This is a genomic window from Aquisediminimonas profunda (genome assembly GCF_019443285.1).
GTDB classification, from domain to species: Bacteria; Pseudomonadota; Alphaproteobacteria; order Sphingomonadales; family Sphingomonadaceae; genus Aquisediminimonas; species Aquisediminimonas profunda.
Genome location: NZ_CP080327.1, coordinates 2,619,991 through 2,639,121 on the forward strand (window position 1 = coordinate 2,619,991; position 19,131 = coordinate 2,639,121).

Here is a 19,131-nt window from a genome sequence, read left to right on the forward strand (position 1 = left end):
ACGGGGCCGACGTTTGAGTCTAGCACAAGCATTCAGGCGCTTTCCAATTCTGCCTGCATGATCTTGCGCATTTCGAATTTCTGCGCCTTGCCCGTTACAGTCATGACGAAGCTATCAACTACTCGGACATGGCGAGGCACCTTGTAATGCGCAATCCTGCCTTTGCAGTGCACGATCACATCTTCCGCCGATACAGTAACGCCCGGTTTTGAAATAACCCAAGCGCAGACTTCCTCGCCATATTTTTCATCGGGAACGCCAAAGACCTGCGCATCGGCCACATGCGGATGCGAAAGGAGAAATTCTTCGATTTCGCGCGGATAGATGTTCTCTCCGCCTCGGATGATCATGTCCTTGATGCGGCCGGTAATACGCACATAGCCCTTTTCGTCCATGGTCGCGAGGTCGCCGGAATGCATCCACCCGTCAGCATCGATTGCTTCGGCCGTCTTTTCAGGATCATCCCAATAACCGAGCATCACCGCATAGCCTCGGGAACAATATTCGCCTTGTTCACCGATCTGGACCGTGGACCCTGCAGAATTGACGATCTTCGCCTCGGCATGGGGATGGACACGCCCTACGGTCGACACACGTTCGTCCAACGGATCGCCGGTAGCTGTCTGGGTGGTCAATGGGCTCGTTTCCGTCATGCCGTAGCCAATTGTTACCTCCCGCATATTGAGACGATCAATAACTTCTCGCATCGTCGCAATCGGGCAAGGCGATCCGGCCATGATTCCGGTTCTGAGCGTAGAGACGTCATAATCCGCAAGATCGGGTTGGTTGAGGATCGTGATGAACATCGTCGGCACTCCATAAAGTGCCGTGCAGCTTTCTGTCTGAACGGCCTCAAGCACCAGCCGCGGATCATAGGCTTCGCCGGGATAAATCATCGCCGCGCCGGTCGTCAGTGCCGCCAGATTACCAAGGACCATGCCAAAACAATGATAAAGTGGCACTGGAATGCAGATGCGGTCTTCTGGGCCAAGCTTGATCATGTGCCCGGTCTGTAGCCCGTTGTTCAGTATATTGCGGTGTGTGAGAGTCGCTCCCTTGGGAAAGCCTGTGGTGCCGCTTGTAAACTGGATGTTGATGGCGTCATTTCGATCGAGCATTGAAGCAATAGCGGTTAAAGCCGCTCGGTCTGGTGCAATGCCGAGGTCGCTCCATCGCAAAAAGCCATCGTGCTGTTCAGAACCCAGCGAGATCATGATGCGCAAGTGCGGAAGCTTTTCGGGCCCTAGTTCCCGCAACATTGCGATGTAGTCGCTGGTCTTGAAGCGCGGCGCGGTGACAAGAACGCTGCAACCTACCTTGTTCAGTGCATATTCGACTTCGGAGACCCGATAGGCAGGATTGATCGTAACCAAAATTGCGCCAATCTTCGCCGTTGCAAACTGAATAACGGTCCATTCGGCACAATTAGGCGCCCAAATTCCGACCCGGTCGCCCTTCCTTACGCCAAGGGCAAGTAAACCGGTCGCAATCCGGTTTACTTCACCATCAAGCTCTGCCCATGACCACCTGATCTTTTGATGCAAGGACCCCAGAGCCAGATTGGCAGGCCAGTGCTTCGCCGCAAGCTCTAACGCCTCGCCAATCGTGTATTCGAGCAACGGCGGCTCGACCGGGCCTTTTGAATAGCTGAGCCGCTGGTTCATCGCGCTTCGTTGATAACCTGGATTTGCGTGAATTCATGCAGCCCCTCTTCAGCGAATTCTACACCAATGCCTGATTGCTTGGCTCCGCCGAAAGGAATGTTCGGTCCGAAATCGAGATGCTTGTTGATCCAGACGGTCCCGGATTCCATCTCGCATGCAAGATTATATGCCTTGTCGCGATCGTTGGACCACACAGAGCCGCCAAGCCCCCACGGCGACGCATTCGCGCGCTCCAGTGCGTCCTCGGCATCGGTGAACCGGATAACGGGTAGTATCGGTCCGAACTGCTCTTCATCAACAATCCTGGTCCCATCCTTAACATCGCGCACGATCGTCGGTCGAATGAAATAACCAGGGCGATCCATGACCTCGCCTCCGGCAATTATGTTACCGTTTGCGCGTGCGTCTTCAAGGAAACCCTTCACCTTTTCGTACTGCATCTTGTTCTGAAGCGGTCCAATCTGGGCTCCTTGCTTCAGCCCGTCATCGACAATTGCAGCATCAGCAAGTTTTGCCAGTTCGTCACACAATTCATCATAGATCGAGTCATGCGCATAGACACGTTTGACCGCGAGACAAACTTGCCCAGCATTCATCGTTGCGCCGCCAAAGATGCCTGGCGCCACGACTTTGGGATCAACATCGCCCAAGACGATCGCCGCGTCATTGCCGCCAAGCTCAAGCGTGATGCGCTTGATCGTCGATGCGGCGCTTGCCATGACCTTTTTGCCGGTCTCGGTGGAGCCCGTGAAGCTGATCTTTGCAATGTCCGGGTGACTGGTGAGAGCTGCACCAAGGTCATTCTGATCTGTCACAATATTCACGACGCCAGCCGGGAAAATTTCGGCGCACAGTTCGCCCAGACGCAACGTTGTGAGTGGGGTCGTCGGTGCAGGCTTGATGACGATTGTGTTCCCCGCAAGCAAGGCAACGGGAGCCTTGAAGGCGACGATCAAAACCGGGAAGTTCCACGGGATGATGCAACCAACGACGCCAAGGGGCTTCCGCCGCATTTCAACCCGACGATTATCATTGTCCTCGATCAAGCGGCCTTCAAGGTCGAGCGACGCAAGATAGCGCAGGAAAGCGGAAGTGTAGGCGATCTCTGCCGTAGACTCGCTGAGGGGCTTTCCCTGTTCCTGAGTCAACAGGCGCGCGAATTCGTCAAGACGGGCCTCGATCGCATCGGCAAGCTTCATCACACATGCCCGTCGTTCCGCCATTGGTGTCTTGGCCCATGCTTTGAAGGCCTTCTTGCCAGCAGCAACAGCCTCATTGAGCTGACGCTCGCTTCCGCGAGGACATGTAGCGAGAATTTCCTCGGTCGCCGGATTGATGACGTCCATTGTGGCGTCGCCATCAACGAGCTTGCCGCCAATCAACAGTTTGTAGTCGGACATTCCACTCTCCTTCGCCGGTCTTGGGCCGGTCAGTATTTCACGCCCACGGTGATACCATAAGTCCGAGGTGCACTGATATGATTATAGTCAAATCCGAACCCGGCCAGCAGGTCGACACGCGATGTGAAGTAGAATTTGTTCGTCAAATTCTTGCCCCAAATCGACGCATTCCAGCGTCCGTTTGCGGACTCCCAATCGATATGTCCGCTCAGCAGGGCGTATGAGTGCTGCTTCAGGCGCGGGATGTTGATCACCTCGAAATACTGGCTTGCGGAATAGGCAAGATCACCGTGCAAGCTCAGCTTCCCGGCACCAGTGTCGAAGGCAGTCACATCGAAGCCGCCATTGAATGTAAGCGACGGCGCATTGGAAAGCTTGTTTCCGGCGACGTTGACACCGCTGACGATACCCTGCTGGATCTTGGTATCAAGCAGCCCGACGCCGGCGCGCAAAGTCAGCTTGTCGCTCGCACGAGCCGTTAATTCTGCTTCGCCACCAAGAATACGCGAGCGCGGAATATTTTCCAGCGTTTGCGCCGCTGTGCTCGGGCTGATGTTGATGAACTGCTGGTTCCTGTATTTATAATAGAAGGCCGCCATGTTGAGCGTCACGCGGCGATCCGCAAACTGTGTTTTTGCACCGAGTTCAAACGCATCCACGCTTTCCGGCTTGGCAATCGAAAGCTCGGAAGGATCGAAAAACGCCTGTGCGTTGAAGCTCTTTGCCCGATATCCACGGCTGTAGTTGGCGTAGAGAAGGTTTCCTCCATCCAGTTTGTAGTCGACCCCGAATTTGCCCGAAAGATTGTTCGTCTTGTAATGCAATGATGAATTCGGGATGAGGTTGACGACGAGCACATGATTGGGGCCGAGTGCATCAGACCGGAAATTTGTCTGGTCGCCAGTGTCATGCGTGTAGCGCAGGCCGCCGCGCAACATTATTGAATCGGATACCGCGAATTTCACGTCCGAGTAGACCGCGATGCTCTTCTTCAACTGATCGAAGCTGTTGTCGAAAAGGCAGCCAAGAGGCAGCCCGATTGCGCAATCAGCGTCGGTCACGCCAGGCAAGCCATCAGAATCGATGTCCTTGCCAATTTCAAATGTGGTCTGATTGAATACCTTTTCGCGATTGTAATACGCGCCAAGAATGAAGTTCAGCGGACCGTCGAAGTCACTTGTCAGCCGAAGATCCTGCGCAAACTGAGTGGCCCTGTCGACGTAGGGAATCTCAAGAAGCTGGTTGGGCTGGCCATCTGTATCTTCGTAAAAGCGCAGGCGCCCTTTGTCCCAAGACGTAATGCTTGTCAGCGTCAACCCGTCGGAAACATCGATATTGCCTGTGAGCGAAGCGGAATAGGTGCGGGCAATCCGCCGGTCCGTGACATTGGCTGCAATCTGGCGACGGGAAAGTCCCGGGCGATTGATCGCTTCTGGCTGAGCATAAATTCCATAATTGCGAGGATTTTGGTAACTTGTCGCTCCCCGCAGAACAAATTTCACGCCATCGGACGGCTCAAACAACAACGCGGCCCTGACGCCATATTCGCTGACACTTGCGAGATCCGGCTTGCCCGGCAGCACGTTCTTGAACCAACCGTCAGCCTTCGAAAGTGTGCCAGCGACGCGCAGCGCGGCCTTTTCACCCAAAGGCAAGTTCACCGCCCCGTTGACGTCAAAGCGATTGTAGTTGCCATAGCCCAGATTGAGGTAACCATTGGTATCGCCCAACTTGGGTGCGCGGCTGATCAGGTTGACGGCGCCGCCAGTGGTGTTCTTGCCGTAGAGCGTTCCTTGCGGCCCACGCAAAACCTCCACCCGCTCAAGATCGAACAGGGCAATGCCCAAGAAGGCGAAATTGCCTTTGTAAACTTCATCATAATAGGTCGCGACCGGGCTCGCCTGATTGAGGCTATAATCGGACATCGAAACGCCGCGCAGCGCAAAAATCGGGGTATTGTCGCCTACTGTGGACGTAAGTTGCAGGTTCGGTATCTTTGTGACGAGCTCGTCAGCCTGGGTTACGCGGCTTTTCGAGAGGGTGTCTCCAGTGATTGCGGAGACAGAGATTGGAATGCTCTGGAGATTTTCAGCGCGCTTCGTCGCTGTCACGATGATTTCGTTCGGATCCGCTTCTTCTGCAGCAGCCTGCGCATTGGCGACGGAGGAAACCCCGGCCAGAAGTGAGGCGACGAGTATTCTCGAGAAAGTACGACTTGTTTTGGCTTGTTGCATGATTGCCTCCCTGCAGGCTGGTGTTCAACGGATTAAAGTGAGCCTCCCGGCATCTTCGCAATGAGCTGGGCTCGTGTTCTTGCTGCTTCAACACGAAGGGGTGACGCACGAAGGCGGCGAATCTCTGCAGCGTCGTAAGGTTTGAAATCATTTGGGACGCTGGCTCGGTCGAACCGATAAAGAGTCCAGTTCAGAAGATTGGCCAGCCGCACGTCATCCAGATCGGTCGTCGCAACACCCGGTACGCGACCAAGATACTCACGCCCCCCGGGAACCTTCAGAAAATGAGCAACCGCGCCTGTCATTGGCGGGTTGGAGGTGCGATCACCGCTGCCATCAGGACGGTGACATCCCTGACATTTCAGCATGTAGTCTATTTGAGCCTGCCGCGGACTGTGGACACCAGGTAACGACATTTGCGTGCTGTCCGCCCGGGCCATGGTCATGCCCATTGCGGCGCCTGCCCCAATGATCATGAGACCAGCCAGCTTCACCGTCCGCCTGCCGACGCATGCAGCTGCGCGACAGCTGCAGAAGTCAAACCATTGCCACCGGCGCGCACCTTGGCGACCTCCGCCGGCGTGATGGGAGTAAATCCCTTGCCAGCCTTGGCAATGTTGTTCGCAATATGATTCAGGACATTTGCAACGGCTTCATCATCCAGACCAACCTGCGCGGGCATAACCCCGCGATAGGCCTTGCCTGCGACTGTTATAGGGCCTGATATGCCTTTGATAACGCCAAGGATCATGTAACGGCGCCCTGCCGATGATTTTGCCAATGTCGCAAAATCGGCGCCAAATGGGGGGAAAGCTCCCGGAACACCAGCGCCTGTCGGAAGATGGCAGGCTGCGCATTTCTTGTAGACCGTCGCACCATCAGGTGCCGCCACGGCCGGGGCGGAAATCAAGAGCGAAAGAGCAATCGCCAAACGCATTAACGCGGCTCCGTAGCCACGCCGATGATTACGGCAGTGGAGCAATTGTAAACCTGGCTTTCGGTTCCAAGGCACCAATTGGTATCGTTGTTCGATTGTGGCCGGACCGGCGGGCGATCGCCTTCATTGCGGTTGCAGAGGCACTGACCGCAAGACGACTTTCCACAACAGTCATTGTAGCTGATGATGTAGGCGCGCTTATCCGCCGGATTGGTGCATGTTCCGATCCATGTGATCGGAGACATTTCCGTGCCCGGCGGGCATGCGCTGACACTTCCTCCGCAGCACGTGCACAGAAAGCCGTCAATCGCGCAGTAACGCCAATAATCGCACTGGGTCCTGTCGCCCGGATCTTGGGGATTGCCCGAAAGCACCGGCGCGCGTTCACCGCCGCCGCCGCCATGCCCCGAAGACTGCGCACTGGCCCTGGAAACAGGGAGCACTGGAAAGACTGCGGCGCCCGTCGCAGCACCACCGAGCCAGGCAAGCAAGCTGCGACGAGACGTGCCGCGCGCAACCCCGCGAGTGATCCGTTCGGCAAATTTGTCTAGATCAGCCATTCCTCATGCCTCCCCTTCACGGCGTGCGAGATAGTCCTGAATGGAAGCGACGCCCCGCTCCTTGGCTTCAAACAGGCTTTCAAGATGTTCGCGACTGTTGACGAGCCCCAGCGAGGCAATGTGTCCGCCCTCATCGATCAAGACTGCGTAAGGCAGCTTGGAAACCCCGAACGATCGTCCGAGAGCTTCCGAGAGGACAAATGGAAATCCGGACAAGTCCTGTTCCATGATCATCCGTCTCTGAACTGTTTCGTCTCCATCGCTTGCCAGCACAGCATCCAGCCACGCCCTTTCGGCACGGGCCGCAGACTTGAACACCGGTAAGAGGGACTTGCAGACAGGGCAGTCCGGCGAAACAAAAAAGACGAGTTGGCTACGTCCTTCGCGCTTCCCGCCGATCGAGACAATCTTGCCATCAAGTGCAGTGTGGATCATGGGCTGGACGCTGTCCCCGACTTTCACGCCCTGGTGAAGGGTCAAGGCGCCCGCAGGCGCGATCCGTTCGTGCAGGATACCGACTTGCCGCGCTAGCGCTGCCACCAGCGTCCCCAGCACAATTACGGCGATCCAGAGCAGGATTTGCGAAATGACCATCAGCCATGCCTCCACGCGGGTTTCGGAATGGCCATCAATTCATCGAGGGCCAGATAAAGAGTCATAAATCCGAGAGCAGCAAAAACGGCTTCAACGGTGAAAACTTCGGTTGGCCAGATGATTGGCCCCATTGCCAAGACTGCCAGTCCGGCTGCGCGCACGATCGAGGAATTGGCGACCGGCTTTTCGCGTTTTCCGAATGAACAGCCGCAGTCCAAAGATTGCCCTCGACGGCGCCAAAGCAAGATTGCGTATCCGGACCATAGAGCAGCGGCAAGGCTCGCACCCAACACCCTTGTATCCGGAAACAGCAGCGCAACTGCTGCAACTCCCTCAAGGGCCGCAGCGGAAAGGCTCAGCATCTGGCCATAGTGCGACGCCATTCCCGTCAATTGCGCCGCTGCTGTCGCGAGGCGTTCCGGCGCAACGACCTTGTGTACGGCCGCCATGGCCAGGATGATCGCCAGAAAAATTGCGATTGCTGCCACTCTTACATCGCCGAAATTGTAAGGGGATTGAACGCGACGTGGTTTCCAAGAGTCCGAACAAACGCGCCGCTGGTCGCATCGTAGATATCAATCACGCTATCTGCGCGCGCGACGACGAGCTTTGGAGAAGCCTCACGTGTCACTTCGATTGAAACACTAGGTCCCTTCATCGCAATTCGGGCAACGCGAGACTTGCTTGCCGGGTCCAAGACCCAGACTTCGGTGCTCGCATCCTTATGGCTGCCTTCACGACCGAAAGGAGTCATCAGCACATAGAGCCTGCCATTTGCATCACTCGCGATCACTTGCCAGCCACCCGGCCGCCATTCCGGCTGCCCGCCATCAGCGGCGCCTACGGAAAAGTCCTTTTTCAAGGGCTTGGCTAAGGGACCAGAAAGATCGAACCCACGGATCATTCCGCGATACGTTACGAACCACGCCGTCTTGCCGATCATGGCGGGCATCGCAAACATCGCTTGATTGTCGATATCGTGAATTGGCTTGGTTGTGACTGTCGACGAAACCTTGCCGTCCGGATCAAGTACTATGCTGGTCAGGGTTCCATCTGCACAAAAAGTCGTGAACCCGCGATCCCCCGTAGGGTATACCATGGAACAGCCCGGTAGTTCGATGTCCCCGAGAACCCTTCGACCATCCAAGTCTACAACCGTCACGGAATGGGCGGGCGTAAAATTCGTCACGAGCGCCCATTTTTCATTGTTCGTGAATTGAAATGTATTCTTGTAAGTCACGATCTGCTGCCGCTTGCCACCCGGCAACAGGATTTCACCCTTGGACTTCAGTGTCGCCTTGTCCCAGATTGTTATGGCGTCTGTCCGTTCGCCTTCAGAAAGTCGCGAGAAAAAACTTTCCGCAGTGTAGATTTCCGGTTTGGTGGATGAACTCAAAATACTGGCAAATTGCGATGCCCGAAACATGCCCTTGAAAGGCTGATTGTCAGACGAGGTATCGACGACGACGCCACGACCATCAACAATTGCGTTGAAATTGAAGTCACTGACAATCACCCAGTTGGAAGGATAAATTGCAGGAAGTGGAGCAACAGCTCCCAAGGGTTCCTCCGGCAAGGCCGGGGCATCTTGTCCAGCTACTGAGCTGGAGAATGCTATCGCACTTGCGGCAAGTGTCACTGCAAACGCACGAATCGTCATAACCGACCCCCCTCGGCGACCCCATCGGCCTTATGAAGCACCATCTTCACCAACTAATCAAATTTGTCTAGTGTCCTAATTTGGTCGAACGATAAAAATTGCAAATTGGAAAAATTGTCAGCATTCTTGAGCAATGCCAGGCAGCCAGACACCCCAGTTTACCGTCCCTGATCTTCATATCCGAAGCCGTGAGGGTGGGTATGCTCGTGGCCGTGAAGGGCATGAAACCATCTTGCGCGCGGCCCTTAACCTGCTTGTCGAGCAAGGATATCGCGCCATGAGCATGCGCAAGGTCGCCGCGGCTTGCGGCATGAAACTTGGTAATCTTACATATTATTTTCCGACAAAAGAGGATCTCGTTCGCGAACTGCTTGATGCCGTCATCACAAGTTACGAGATAGAGTTTGAAGCCATCATCCATGAAGAAGGCGTAAGCCCTGAACAGCGTCTCGAGGAAATTTGCACACTGATCCTTGAAGATATTCGCACCAAGAAGACGACACGGGTCTTTCCTGAACTATGGGCACTATCCAATCACGATCCGTTTGTTTTTGATCGCGTTCATGAGCTCTATGCGCGCGCAAGAGCGCCACTTCTTGGGTTTATAGATGAAATCAATCCGGATCTGACACCCGAACAAACCGAAGCGCTTGCCCTGTTTATTTCAGCTTCAATGGAAGGTCTGACGGTCTTTGCAGGCCACGACAAGCCGTTTGAAAAACGCATGCCATGGCTTGAAAAAATTGCTGCGAAGAGTTTCGTGCAATTCGTGAAGTCTGTCACGCCTGATGATTTTGCCTAGCTCGCCGATGGCTGACATTTGCCTTGTCGCAAAACCAACGGCCCTATTGGCTGCATGACAAGCAAGCGCCATACCGATAAGACATTTCGCCTATAACAGGTTTGGGGGTTTGTCCGAGATGGAAGGCGTTACAGTATTCGAGGAAGATCGGGCTGCCAACCAGCTGAGCCGATCGCTAAAGTCGCGCCATGTCTCCATGATCACATTTGGCGGGATTATCGGTGCCGGGCTGTTTGTCGGTTCATCGAGTGCAATCAGCACGATAGGCCCCGCCGCAGTCTTGAGTTATGCGCTGGCCGGATTTCTAGTTCTGCTGGTCATGCGCATGATATCCGAAATGGCGATGGCTATTCCTGGTGTGCAGACCTTCCCCGATTTTGCGCGCCAAGGCCTTGGAAACTGGGCCGGATTCCTTGTGGGCTGGCTCTATTGGTATTTCTGGGTCGTGGTTATTGCTGTCGAGGCTATTGCCGGGGCCAAGATCATCTGCGGCTGGTTTCCGCAGTTCGAAGTCTGGGAAGTCGGTGTTGTCCTTATGGCGCTGCTGACGGGCGTAAACCTCATGTCGGCCCGATCCTATGGCGAATTTGAATTCTGGTTCGCGTCGACAAAAGTCATTGCCATCATAGTTTTTATTCTCGTGGCCGGCGCATATGCTTTGGGTCTTACGTCACCTGCTGGACCTACATTTTCAAATCTCACTGCACATGGTGGATTTGCACCAGTCGGAACGGCGGCGATTTTTGCTGGCGTGGCCACAACTATCTTTTCCCTTTGCGGTGCTGAAATTGCCACGCTCGCCGCTGCAGAGTCCCAAGAGGGAGCCCGCACCATTGCGCGCATGACTATCTCTGTTTCAGCACGGATCCTGATCTTTTTCGTCTTGTCGATTCTCATGATCGTTTCGGTCGTTCCCTGGAATGAGATTGAAGTTGGAACATCGCCATTTGCACATGCCTTGCGAGCGATGGGATATGGTGAAGCGGATCTGATCATGAACATGATCGTGCTTGTCGCAGTTCTCTCATGTCTGAACTCCGGGATCTACATTACGTCCAGGGCCATGTTTGGGCTCGCGCAGAATGGGGATGCCCCCCAGTCATGCGTAAAACTGAGCCGTTCCAGGGTCCCGGCCCGAGCAATCCTCATTGCGAGCCTCTTCAGCTATGGTGCGCTCGCTGCATCGGTTCTCTCTCCGGATCGGGTTTTCAATTTCCTTGTGAATGCCTCCGGTGCAATCATGCTCTTCGTCTACCTTTTGATCGCTATTGCCCAATACCGCTTGAGAACACGGTTCGAGGCGGAGGCACCGCATCGCCTCCTTATCAAGATGTGGTTTCATCCATATGGAACCTGGGCCGCAATCGGCGGAATGATTGGCGTTCTGATCATGATGGGGCTCTCCAAGGACCATGCCATAGAGCTCTGGACCAGCATCGTTGTCGCCGCTGCCTTCATGCTTGGCTACTGGCTACGGCGAAAAGTCGGCACGGCAGTCGGCCAATAGGACAGTGAGGGGATGACCGAAGAGGAATCGCTTCTTGCCAAGCTGAATGAATTGGCAATCACCTGGAGAATGCAGGACCATGACGCCGTGTTCACTGTTGAAGAAAGCACGGCGTTGCATGAATTAATTCCCGGCGCTCATACCAAGAATCTTTTCCTCAAGGACGCAGGCGGCCAATTCTGGCTGGTAACTGCTCCGCATGATGCGCGCGTGGATTTAAAGGCCCTGCCGTCTCGGGTTGGATCCAAGAAACTGAGTTTTGGCAAGGCGGATGACATGGAGCGCCTGCTGGGAGTTATGCCAGGATCGGTAACACCACTCGCCGCGATGAACGATGCGGAAGGCGCTGTTCGCGTCGTGCTTGATGCAAGGCTGGCGGATCAGGACTGGGTTAATGTGCACCCTTTGCGGAATACCGCAACACTTGGCCTTTCAGGACCAGACCTGATCAAATTCCTGTCTGCGGTTGGGCATGAAGTTTCCATTGTGGAAGTACCAGCCCCCCAATGAGTGTCAGTGTTTTCGAACTCTTCAAAATTGGTGTGGGCCCTTCAAGCTCTCACACGGTTGGCCCTATGGTTGCGGCACGTCGTTTCTGTGAGTGGCTTGAGGACAAGGGATTTTTGGCTTCAACGACAGGCTTGGCGATTGATCTTTATGGTTCACTCGCGTTGACCGGCAAAGGGCATGCAACAGATACGGCATTGATCCTAGGCTTAACCGGGGCGACGCCATCGACAGTCGATCTCGATTTAGCCCCTTCAATCATTTCAGATGTCAGGATTCGTTGCCGGATCTCTCTTCTGGGCCGACACGATGTTGCATTCGATCCAGAACATGATCTGCGTTTTCTGCAACGAGAGCGAAAGCCCTTTCACAGCAATGCAATGACTTTCAGGGCATTCGGCTCGGACGGAGTCCAATTGGCGGAGCGCGCCTATTATTCCGTGGGCGGCGGCTTCGTTGTCGACGAGGACGAGTCCACGAGCAACACGCGCGCGCTCGACAGTATCGAGATTCCCTACGATTTTTGTTCGGGCACCGAGTTGCTCACGCTGGCGGACGCCTCGGGGATGACTTTCGCCGAAATCATGATGGCAAATGAATGCGCACGCGAACCTGCTGACAAGGTCGAGGAAGGCCTGGACAGGATCGCCAAGGCGATGGCTGACAGCATCGAGCGCGGGTGCAAGCAGGCTGGCACATTGCCGGGTGGGTTGAACGTAAAACGAAGGGCGCCGTATCTTGCCGCCGAACTCGGCGCGCGGCAGGAATCCAATCTCAATGACCCGCTGGTAATTCTGGACTGGATCAATCTTTGGGCAATGGCCGTCAATGAGGAAAACGCAGCCGGTGGTCGCGTTGTTACTGCACCGACGAACGGGGCAGCCGGTATCATCCCCGCCGTCATGCGCTTTCATGACCGCTGCTATCGCGGCACCGTCGAAACACGACGCACTTTTCTTCTGACTGCGGCAGCAATCGGCGCACTTTACAAGCGCAACGCGTCCATTTCAGGAGCTGAAGTCGGCTGTCAGGGAGAAGTTGGGGTTGCCTGTTCAATGGCAGCTGCGGGCCTCACAGCAGCGCTGGGCGGGACAAATGCACAGATCGAAAATGCTGCAGAAATCGGCATGGAGCACAATCTTGGGCTGACCTGCGACCCCGTCGCAGGACTGGTTCAGATCCCGTGTATCGAACGAAACGCAATGGGCGCAGTCAAGGCAATAGACGCGTCCCGGCTCGCGCTTATCGGGGATGGTTCACACATGGTCAGCCTTGACAAAGTCATCGAAACTATGCGCCAGACCGGTCTTGATATGCGTGACAAGTACAAGGAAACATCGCAAGGCGGCCTCGCCGTCAATGTTGTGGAATGCTGAAATTGGGAGACTCTGAATGAAGACGCGTGCCGCAGTTGCCTTTGAAGCGAAGAAGCCACTCGAGATTGTGGAGCTTGACCTTGAGGGACCCAAGGCAGGCGAAGTGCTTGTCGAGATCATGGCGACGGGCATCTGCCATACGGACGCTTACACGCTCGACGGATTCGACAGTGAAGGCATTTTCCCTAGTGTTCTTGGGCATGAAGGTGCCGGCATCGTCCGCGAAGTGGGTGCAGGCGTCACGTCTGTAAAGCCCGGCGATCATGTGATCCCGCTTTACACGCCCGAATGTCGGCAGTGCAAAAGCTGCCTCTCAGGCAAGACAAACCTGTGCACCGCAATTCGCGCAACGCAGGGGCAAGGCCTGATGCCCGATGGCACATCGCGCTTCAGCTACAAGGGGCAGACGATCTATCATTACATGGGTTGCTCGACCTTCTCGAACTTCACCGTCTTGCCGGAAATCGCTGTGGCGAAGATCCGGGAGGACGCGCCGTTTCAGTCAAGCTGCTACATTGGCTGCGGCGTCACAACGGGCGTTGGCGCCGTCATCAATACTGCTAAGGTCCAGGTAGGCGACAATGTCGTTGTGTTCGGGTTGGGCGGCATTGGCCTCAACGTCATTCAGGGGGCGCGGCTCGCCGGTGCAAACAAGATTATCGGCGTGGACATCAACCCCGACCGCGAGGAATGGGGCCGCAAGTTCGGCATGACCGACTTCCTCAATTCAAAGGGCATGAGCCGCGAAGACACAGTCGCAAGGATCGTGGCCATGACGGATGGGGGCGCGGATTACACCTTTGATGCGACGGGCAACACGGACGTCATGCGGGTAGCCCTCGAGGCCTGCCATCGCGGCTGGGGCACCAGCATTATCATCGGTGTTGCAGAAGCCGGAAAGGAGATTGCGACACGCCCCTTCCAGCTGGTCACCGGTCGCAACTGGCGGGGTACCGCGTTCGGAGGCGCCAAGGGCCGCACCGACGTTCCCAAGATCGTCGATATGTACATGACCGGCAAGATCCAGATCGACCCGATGATCACTCATGTCATGGGCTTGGAAGAGATCAACACTGCGTTCGACCTGATGCATGCGGGCAAGTCGATCCGCAGTGTCGTGGTGTTCTGATCTTGAAGGCGACCGGTTTGGTGCCGGGCGCTTTAAGCGTCAGGCACCGAGCGCCGTGACGCCGTCCTGACATTCCAGACCAAGGCTTTGGGCAACAGCCTCATTGGTGACGATGCCCCTGTGCACATTGAGTCCAGCCAGAAGCCCGGCATTGCTCCGGATCGCATCCAGGCCTTTGTTTGCGAGTGACAGGCCGAAGGGCAAAGTTGCGTTGTTAAGCGCGTGGCTGGACGTTTGCGGAACGGCTCCCGGCATATTGGCGACGCAATAGTGGATGATACCATCCACTTCGAACGTTGGATCCGAGTGGGTCGTTGGGTGGCTCATCTCAAAGCAGCCACCCTGATCGATCGCGACATCGACGAGGACCGAATGTGGCTTCATCAGGCCCAGCATTTTCCGTGTCACAAGTTTGGGTGCACTGGCCCCCGCAATGAGTACCGCACCAATCACGGCATCAGCGCCAGCAACTTCGGACTCAATGGCATCGGTTGTAGAAAAACGGGTACGCACACGACCCTGAAACATGTCATCGAGCTGGCGCAATCGCGGAATTGATCGATCAATGATCGTCACTTCTGCTCCCAAGCCAACAGCCATCCGCGCTGCATGGGTTCCGACGACACCTCCACCGATAACGACAACACGGCCTGCCTGAACACCAGGAACACCGCCAAGTAGCACGCCTGAGCCGCCATTTGAGCGGCGCAGTGCCTGACCTGCAGCCTCAATTGAAAGGCGGCCAGCAACTTCGCTCATTGGCGCAAGGAGCGGCAGGCTTCCGTCGCGATCTGTTACTGTTTCGTATGCAACCGCAGTGCAGCCGGAAGCGATCAAACCCTTGGTTTGTTCAGGATCAGGAGCAAGATGAAGGTATGTGAAAAGGATCTGTCCCTCGCGCAGCATGACCCACTCGCTGGGCTGTGGTTCCTTGACCTTGATGACCATGTCAGCCTTGGCAAAAACTTCTGATGCGTCGGCAGCAATGGAAGCACCTGCCTGAATATAGGCGGCATCGTCTGCAACGATGCCCGAGCCTGCGCCCGTTTCGACAATCACGTCATGACCGCGAGAAACATATTCTCGAACAGAAGCCGGGGTAAGCCCGACGCGATATTCGTGAGTTTTGATTTCCTTTGGAACGCCGATGCGCATGAAGGTTCATCCTAGCTGAAGTGACTTACCCCCTATAACAGACTTTTGCCGCACATTCTCAGCGATGATTCCGGACTTTGACAGTAGATTCGCGGAATAATGATGATTTATTCTCATATTACGACTAATATGTGCGGAATGGACCGGAATGATCGAAAAATACTCCGCAGACTCGTTGAGCAGGGTCGCAGCACGCAATTCGAACTTGCTGAAGCGGCTGCTCTCTCACCCAGTGCGGCTGCCCGGCGCCAAAGGGCGCTAGAAGAAAGCGGTGTTATCGCGGGTTACCGCGCCGACCTGAATCTTCGAGAGCTTGGTTATGCAGCAACAGTTTTCATTTCTATCAGCTTGGATAGTCAAAGCGACGAAGCCTTGTCGGCCTTTGAAGCCGCCGCCGCTGCCTGCCCGTCTGTTTTGCGTTGTCACTTGATGTCGGGGCGTGATGACTATCTCATGACAGTCGCAGCGCGTTCGATCGAAGATTATGAACGCATTCATAGGCAGGAAATTGCCACCCTTCCCCGTGTCGCGAGAATTGAAACGGCATTTGCGCTGCGCGAGGTTGTCAATCGTTCGGTTCCACCCCAAGTTTTCGCTAATTCGTGAAGCCGATTGGCTGACTACGGCAATCGTTGCGATTGACCTGAACTTCTGCATCTGACATTTCAAATGCCAATAGGAGAAACCGGCAAATCGAGGCCGTCAGCTGAAGCGGAGGCGAGATGAAGACGCGAACAAAGTGGCTCGTCGGAGTGATCTCCTTTTTCCTCCTGACAGTGTTGGGTATTCGGATATTTCAACCTCAATTGGGTGAGCGTGCTTATAGGAATGCTGTAGAAAAGAGAGCAGGCCTTGATCGAACTGAAGGGCTACCCGACGGACTTTATGTCGCCCTGTGCGGCACCGGTTCGCCCCTGCCGAACCCGAACCGCGCGGGGCCATGCAATGTAGTTATTGCAGGCAAGCGCATGTTTCTGGTCGATGCTGGCGAAGGATCAGCCCGCAACATTGCCTTGATGGGTCTCCCGGTTGGCCGCCTTGACGCTGCGTTCATCACCCACTTCCATTCCGATCATATCGACGGGTTGGGTCCAATAATGCTCATGCGTTGGACCGGTGCTGCAGCAAAAGCGCCGCTACCCGTATATGGACCAACTGGCATTGAACGAGTCATTGCTGGTTTCGACGAGGCCTATGCGACCGACAATGGCTACCGTACAGCTCATCATGGGCCAGCAATCGCCCCTCCTGGGGGTGCAGGAGCAAAGGCCATGCCTTTTGCCTTGCCCGATGCAGGAAAGGGCGATTCAGTTATCGTCTATGAAGGAGACGGGCTGAGAGTCACCGCCATTCGGGTCGATCACGGACCTGTAAAGCCAGCCGTAGGCTACCGCTTCGATTATCGCGGCCGTTCGGTCGTATTCAGCGGTGACACCTCAAAATCTGAGGCGTTGATCGCAAGTGCCAAAGGCGCCGATCTGCTTGTGCATGAAGCACTGCAACCAAAGTTGGTTGGTCTTCTGACCACTGCGCTTGACGAAAAGGGCATCAAGAACACCGCCCAGATAACACGCGATATTATCAACTACCACACAACACCGGAGCAGGCAGCGGATTCGGCAAGAGAAGCCGGCGTAAAGGAACTGGTATTCAACCATATTGTACCCGTGATTCCTTCTCCATTTTTTTATCCGGTTTTCCTGGGAGACGCGCCCAACCATTTCAAGGGACGAATGAGTGTTGGCGAAGATGGAATGTTGTTTATGCTCCCGGTTGGAAGCCAAAAAATCGAAAAGAAGAAACTGCTCTGATCCCGACACCCAATTTTACGAGGTTAAAAACAACGACGGGCAAATGTCCGCAAGGGTTTACTGGGCTATAATTACGAGTACGGGAGAGGGAGATAATTTATGTCCGATGAGGCGCAAAAGCCTGCACCGCCGACGCCGATGGTTGGCCTGATTATCACGATCGTTGTCATAGCTGTTATCGCCGGATGGATTTTTATTGGTCTGAAACTGCTTGGGATTTCCTCGTTCTTCGCGAGCTTCCTTTTCTTTTGGTACTGGGCCGCAGTCGAAGAAGCAGATTTGAAGCAATGGCCGCAGAGTGCGCTCGGCGCTCTGGTAGGCCTCGCGCTTGCCTGGCAATCTCACTGGCTTGCTGGAGAGTTCGGAACCCAGGGATTGATCGCCGGGCTCATTGTAATCGTGATTGCGGTCTATATTCAGATCATGAATTGGGTGCCTTTGGCAATCAATCGGAGTGCGATGCTTTTTCTCACTGTTCTTGCGGCTCCCGTCATTTTGGACAAGCTTGATCCCGTTGAAATGTCTAAGGCCATTGCCCTGAGCGCGCTGTATTTTGGTGGTATTGTCAAACTGGTCACGATGTTCTCGCCGCCCAAAGGCAGTTGACAGGGCCAAAAATCAGCGGCGGGTGAGCCCGTTCTGCTGCATCCGCCATATAAGTTGGTCAAAGCGATCCTGGCCGAAAAACGGCTCATTATCAAAAACCATGAGCGGGACCCCATAATGCCCGCCTTCACGTTGTGCGTCCTGGTTCATGGAAATCTCTAAGTCGAGCCGGGCTGCTTCTTCATCGATCTGCTTGTCAAGAATGGCCAGATCCAGCCCCGCTCGTTCGGTTGCTTCTGCGAGATGATCTCCTTCATGCCAGCCTGCAACGGCGCCGCTCCAAATAAGGCGACCAACCTGCTCAATGAACTCGAGGCCCCTGCCCCGCTCCACCGCCGCCATTCCCAGCCGGGTCAGGCGATAGATATATGGCTGCTCCTTCGGATAGGTCCGCGTCTGCGGATCCATTTGCACAGGATCCGGATTGGCCCAACGAAACGGGATTTCGAGAAATTGCGCACTGCGATGAATGTCTCTCGCAAAATAGCTGAACCAGAGCGGATCGCTATTGGCGAAAAATTCCGGCTGGCGGACAGCAATCGGATAAACTGGCCGCACGTTGCATTGGACATCATATTCGTTCCGGAAAGCGACGATCCGGTCTGTCACCAGATAGGAATAGGGCGAACGAAATGACCAGAAGAGATCGAAACTCAGCGTCATCCAAGTGTCCCCTTTGTCCTGATGTTCAATTGACCTTGCAGTCCTGCGGAACGGTGCCGAGCAATTTCCTGATACTTCGGACTCTGGATCATCGCCATCATGGCGGCGCGAGATGGATATTCGGCCAACGCGATCATATCCCACAACTCCTCTACTTCACCAAGCAAAAGGCCGGTTACGGGTCCTGCATATCCAGTCTTGCCGCCGACAGCTTCAACATGCGCCCGAACTGCCTTGCCATAGCGTGCGTATGCCTCGGCGCCGGTCAAATGTGAATCGGTGCCGTCCGGATATTCGGCATTCGCTTTGAATTTCAGAAGATTGACCATCACGAATGGGCCGTCTTCTGCACCGGAAAAAAATGCTGCAGCCTGTTCTACGTCAGGGACGACCTTGTTTGTGACCTTCATGTCCAACTCCCGAAATTTAACGACACTTGCGATGCCATATTATTGCTGCCTGTCAACTATTGTAGCAGTTTCTGCAGGGTCTCCTGATTGACTCTTTCCCGATTCAGGCGCCAATT

At 55.0% G+C, this 19,131-nt stretch carries 20 protein-coding genes; 8 read left to right on the plus strand and 12 right to left on the minus strand.

The annotated features are described in order from the left end of the window. Positions 1-32: 32 nt before the first annotated feature. The 9 genes from K0O24_RS13005 to K0O24_RS13045 are packed head-to-tail and all read right to left on the minus strand — an operon-like array spanning position 33 to position 9,049. Complete coding sequence (locus K0O24_RS13005; protein WP_219893151.1) at positions 33-1,664, minus strand: AMP-binding protein; 1,632 nt, start codon at positions 1,662-1,664, stop codon at positions 33-35. Beyond that, entirely contained in the window at positions 1,661-3,064 is a 1,404-nt protein-coding gene (locus tag K0O24_RS13010; protein WP_219893152.1) for an aldehyde dehydrogenase family protein, read from the minus strand. Before K0O24_RS13010 ends, K0O24_RS13005 begins: the two co-directional genes overlap by 4 nt. Positions 3,065-3,093: 29 nt before the next feature. After that, positions 3,094-5,298, minus strand: coding sequence for a TonB-dependent receptor (locus tag K0O24_RS13015; protein WP_219893153.1), 2,205 nt, complete (start codon positions 5,296-5,298; stop codon positions 3,094-3,096). A gap of 32 nt (positions 5,299-5,330) precedes the next feature. Beyond that, entirely contained in the window at positions 5,331-5,792 is a 462-nt protein-coding gene (locus K0O24_RS13020) for a cytochrome C (protein WP_246611004.1), read from the minus strand. After that, positions 5,789-6,235 carry a c-type cytochrome gene (locus K0O24_RS13025; RefSeq protein WP_219893154.1) on the minus strand — a complete coding sequence of 149 codons (447 nt, stop codon included), beginning with the start codon at positions 6,233-6,235 and terminating at the stop codon, positions 5,789-5,791. The genes K0O24_RS13020 and K0O24_RS13025 overlap by 4 nt, the downstream gene beginning before the upstream one ends. Further along, positions 6,235-6,795 (minus strand): methylamine dehydrogenase light chain, encoded by a 561-nt coding sequence (locus K0O24_RS13030; RefSeq protein WP_219893155.1) that lies wholly within the window; start codon positions 6,793-6,795, stop codon positions 6,235-6,237. The genes K0O24_RS13025 and K0O24_RS13030 overlap by 1 nt, the downstream gene beginning before the upstream one ends. 3 nt (positions 6,796-6,798) lie before the next feature. Continuing rightward, complete coding sequence (locus K0O24_RS13035; protein ID WP_219893156.1) at positions 6,799-7,389, minus strand: redoxin family protein; 591 nt, start codon at positions 7,387-7,389, stop codon at positions 6,799-6,801. After that, positions 7,389-7,877 carry a MauE/DoxX family redox-associated membrane protein gene (locus K0O24_RS13040; protein ID WP_219893157.1) on the minus strand — a complete coding sequence of 163 codons (489 nt, stop codon included), beginning with the start codon at positions 7,875-7,877 and terminating at the stop codon, positions 7,389-7,391. Before K0O24_RS13040 ends, K0O24_RS13035 begins: the two co-directional genes overlap by 1 nt. Before the next feature lie 2 nt (positions 7,878-7,879). Further along, positions 7,880-9,049, minus strand: coding sequence for an amine dehydrogenase large subunit (locus tag K0O24_RS13045; protein WP_219893158.1), 1,170 nt, complete (start codon positions 9,047-9,049; stop codon positions 7,880-7,882). A 133-nt stretch (positions 9,050-9,182) separates the two neighbouring features. On the opposite strand from K0O24_RS13045, the gene K0O24_RS13050 reads away from it, so the two are divergent. The 5 genes from K0O24_RS13050 (at position 9,183) to K0O24_RS13070 (ending at position 14,370) form a co-directional block, all read left to right on the plus strand. Next, positions 9,183-9,851, plus strand: coding sequence for a TetR/AcrR family transcriptional regulator (locus K0O24_RS13050; protein WP_219893159.1), 669 nt, complete (start codon positions 9,183-9,185; stop codon positions 9,849-9,851). A gap of 118 nt (positions 9,852-9,969) precedes the next feature. After that, a complete protein-coding gene (locus K0O24_RS13055) occupies positions 9,970-11,358 on the plus strand; it encodes an amino acid permease (protein WP_219893160.1) in 1,389 nt (462 codons plus the stop codon). Positions 11,359-11,370: 12 nt separating this feature from the next. After that, positions 11,371-11,868, plus strand: coding sequence for a prolyl-tRNA synthetase associated domain-containing protein (locus tag K0O24_RS13060; protein ID WP_219893161.1), 498 nt, complete (start codon positions 11,371-11,373; stop codon positions 11,866-11,868). After that, entirely contained in the window at positions 11,865-13,241 is a 1,377-nt protein-coding gene (locus tag K0O24_RS13065; protein WP_219893162.1) for an L-serine ammonia-lyase, read from the plus strand. The genes K0O24_RS13060 and K0O24_RS13065 overlap by 4 nt, the downstream gene beginning before the upstream one ends. A 16-nt stretch (positions 13,242-13,257) precedes the next feature. Next, positions 13,258-14,370, plus strand: a complete 1,113-nt coding sequence (locus K0O24_RS13070) for an S-(hydroxymethyl)glutathione dehydrogenase/class III alcohol dehydrogenase (RefSeq protein ID WP_219893163.1) — start codon at positions 13,258-13,260, stop codon at positions 14,368-14,370. A 39-nt stretch (positions 14,371-14,409) separates the two neighbouring features. Here K0O24_RS13070 and ald read toward each other — a convergent pair whose 3' ends face one another. Further along, positions 14,410-15,525, minus strand: a complete 1,116-nt coding sequence (gene ald / locus K0O24_RS13075) for an alanine dehydrogenase (protein ID WP_219893164.1) — start codon at positions 15,523-15,525, stop codon at positions 14,410-14,412. A 99-nt stretch (positions 15,526-15,624) separates the two neighbouring features. On the opposite strand from ald, the gene K0O24_RS13080 reads away from it, so the two are divergent. From K0O24_RS13080 to K0O24_RS13090, 3 genes are all read left to right on the plus strand, one after another. Next, positions 15,625-16,131, plus strand: coding sequence for an Lrp/AsnC family transcriptional regulator (locus K0O24_RS13080; protein ID WP_246611006.1), 507 nt, complete (start codon positions 15,625-15,627; stop codon positions 16,129-16,131). 116 nt (positions 16,132-16,247) lie between these two features. Beyond that, the gene (locus tag K0O24_RS13085) at positions 16,248-17,336 is read left to right on the plus strand and encodes an MBL fold metallo-hydrolase (RefSeq protein WP_219893165.1); all 1,089 of its coding nucleotides are present in this window, start codon (positions 16,248-16,250) and stop codon (positions 17,334-17,336) included. A gap of 99 nt (positions 17,337-17,435) precedes the next feature. Continuing rightward, positions 17,436-17,942, plus strand: a complete 507-nt coding sequence (locus K0O24_RS13090) for a hypothetical protein (RefSeq protein WP_219893166.1) — start codon at positions 17,436-17,438, stop codon at positions 17,940-17,942. A gap of 12 nt (positions 17,943-17,954) precedes the next feature. Here K0O24_RS13090 and K0O24_RS13095 read toward each other — a convergent pair whose 3' ends face one another. Both K0O24_RS13095 and K0O24_RS13100 read right to left on the minus strand, forming a co-directional pair. Next, positions 17,955-18,605 carry a 2-hydroxychromene-2-carboxylate isomerase gene (locus tag K0O24_RS13095; protein ID WP_219893167.1) on the minus strand — a complete coding sequence of 217 codons (651 nt, stop codon included), beginning with the start codon at positions 18,603-18,605 and terminating at the stop codon, positions 17,955-17,957. Next, the gene (locus K0O24_RS13100) at positions 18,602-19,015 is read right to left on the minus strand and encodes a DUF1330 domain-containing protein (RefSeq protein WP_219893168.1); all 414 of its coding nucleotides are present in this window, start codon (positions 19,013-19,015) and stop codon (positions 18,602-18,604) included. Before K0O24_RS13100 ends, K0O24_RS13095 begins: the two co-directional genes overlap by 4 nt. Positions 19,016-19,131 lie beyond the last annotated feature (116 nt).

Coding starts and splice junctions, on each gene's coding strand:
- K0O24_RS13095 (WP_219893167.1), bottom strand. CDS start 18,605: ATGACGCTGAGTTTCGATCTCTTCTGGTCATTTCGTTCGCCCTATTCC.
- K0O24_RS13045 (WP_219893158.1), bottom strand. CDS start 9,049: ATGACGATTCGTGCGTTTGCAGTGACACTTGCCGCAAGTGCGATAGCA.
- K0O24_RS13035 (WP_219893156.1), bottom strand. CDS start 7,389: ATGGTCATTTCGCAAATCCTGCTCTGGATCGCCGTAATTGTGCTGGGG.
- K0O24_RS13100 (WP_219893168.1), bottom strand. CDS start 19,015: ATGAAGGTCACAAACAAGGTCGTCCCTGACGTAGAACAGGCTGCAGCA.
- K0O24_RS13005 (WP_219893151.1), bottom strand. CDS start 1,664: ATGAACCAGCGGCTCAGCTATTCAAAAGGCCCGGTCGAGCCGCCGTTG.
- K0O24_RS13085 (WP_219893165.1), top strand. CDS start 16,248: ATGAAGACGCGAACAAAGTGGCTCGTCGGAGTGATCTCCTTTTTCCTC.
- K0O24_RS13060 (WP_219893161.1), top strand. CDS start 11,371: ATGACCGAAGAGGAATCGCTTCTTGCCAAGCTGAATGAATTGGCAATC.
- K0O24_RS13070 (WP_219893163.1), top strand. CDS start 13,258: ATGAAGACGCGTGCCGCAGTTGCCTTTGAAGCGAAGAAGCCACTCGAG.
- K0O24_RS13090 (WP_219893166.1), top strand. CDS start 17,436: ATGTCCGATGAGGCGCAAAAGCCTGCACCGCCGACGCCGATGGTTGGC.
- K0O24_RS13080 (WP_246611006.1), top strand. CDS start 15,625: ATGATGATTTATTCTCATATTACGACTAATATGTGCGGAATGGACCGG.
- ald (WP_219893164.1), bottom strand. CDS start 15,525: ATGCGCATCGGCGTTCCAAAGGAAATCAAAACTCACGAATATCGCGTC.
- K0O24_RS13065 (WP_219893162.1), top strand. CDS start 11,865: ATGAGTGTCAGTGTTTTCGAACTCTTCAAAATTGGTGTGGGCCCTTCA.
- K0O24_RS13010 (WP_219893152.1), bottom strand. CDS start 3,064: ATGTCCGACTACAAACTGTTGATTGGCGGCAAGCTCGTTGATGGCGAC.
- K0O24_RS13055 (WP_219893160.1), top strand. CDS start 9,970: ATGGAAGGCGTTACAGTATTCGAGGAAGATCGGGCTGCCAACCAGCTG.
- K0O24_RS13025 (WP_219893154.1), bottom strand. CDS start 6,235: ATGCGTTTGGCGATTGCTCTTTCGCTCTTGATTTCCGCCCCGGCCGTG.
- K0O24_RS13015 (WP_219893153.1), bottom strand. CDS start 5,298: ATGCAACAAGCCAAAACAAGTCGTACTTTCTCGAGAATACTCGTCGCC.
- K0O24_RS13050 (WP_219893159.1), top strand. CDS start 9,183: ATGCCAGGCAGCCAGACACCCCAGTTTACCGTCCCTGATCTTCATATC.
- K0O24_RS13030 (WP_219893155.1), bottom strand. CDS start 6,795: ATGGCTGATCTAGACAAATTTGCCGAACGGATCACTCGCGGGGTTGCG.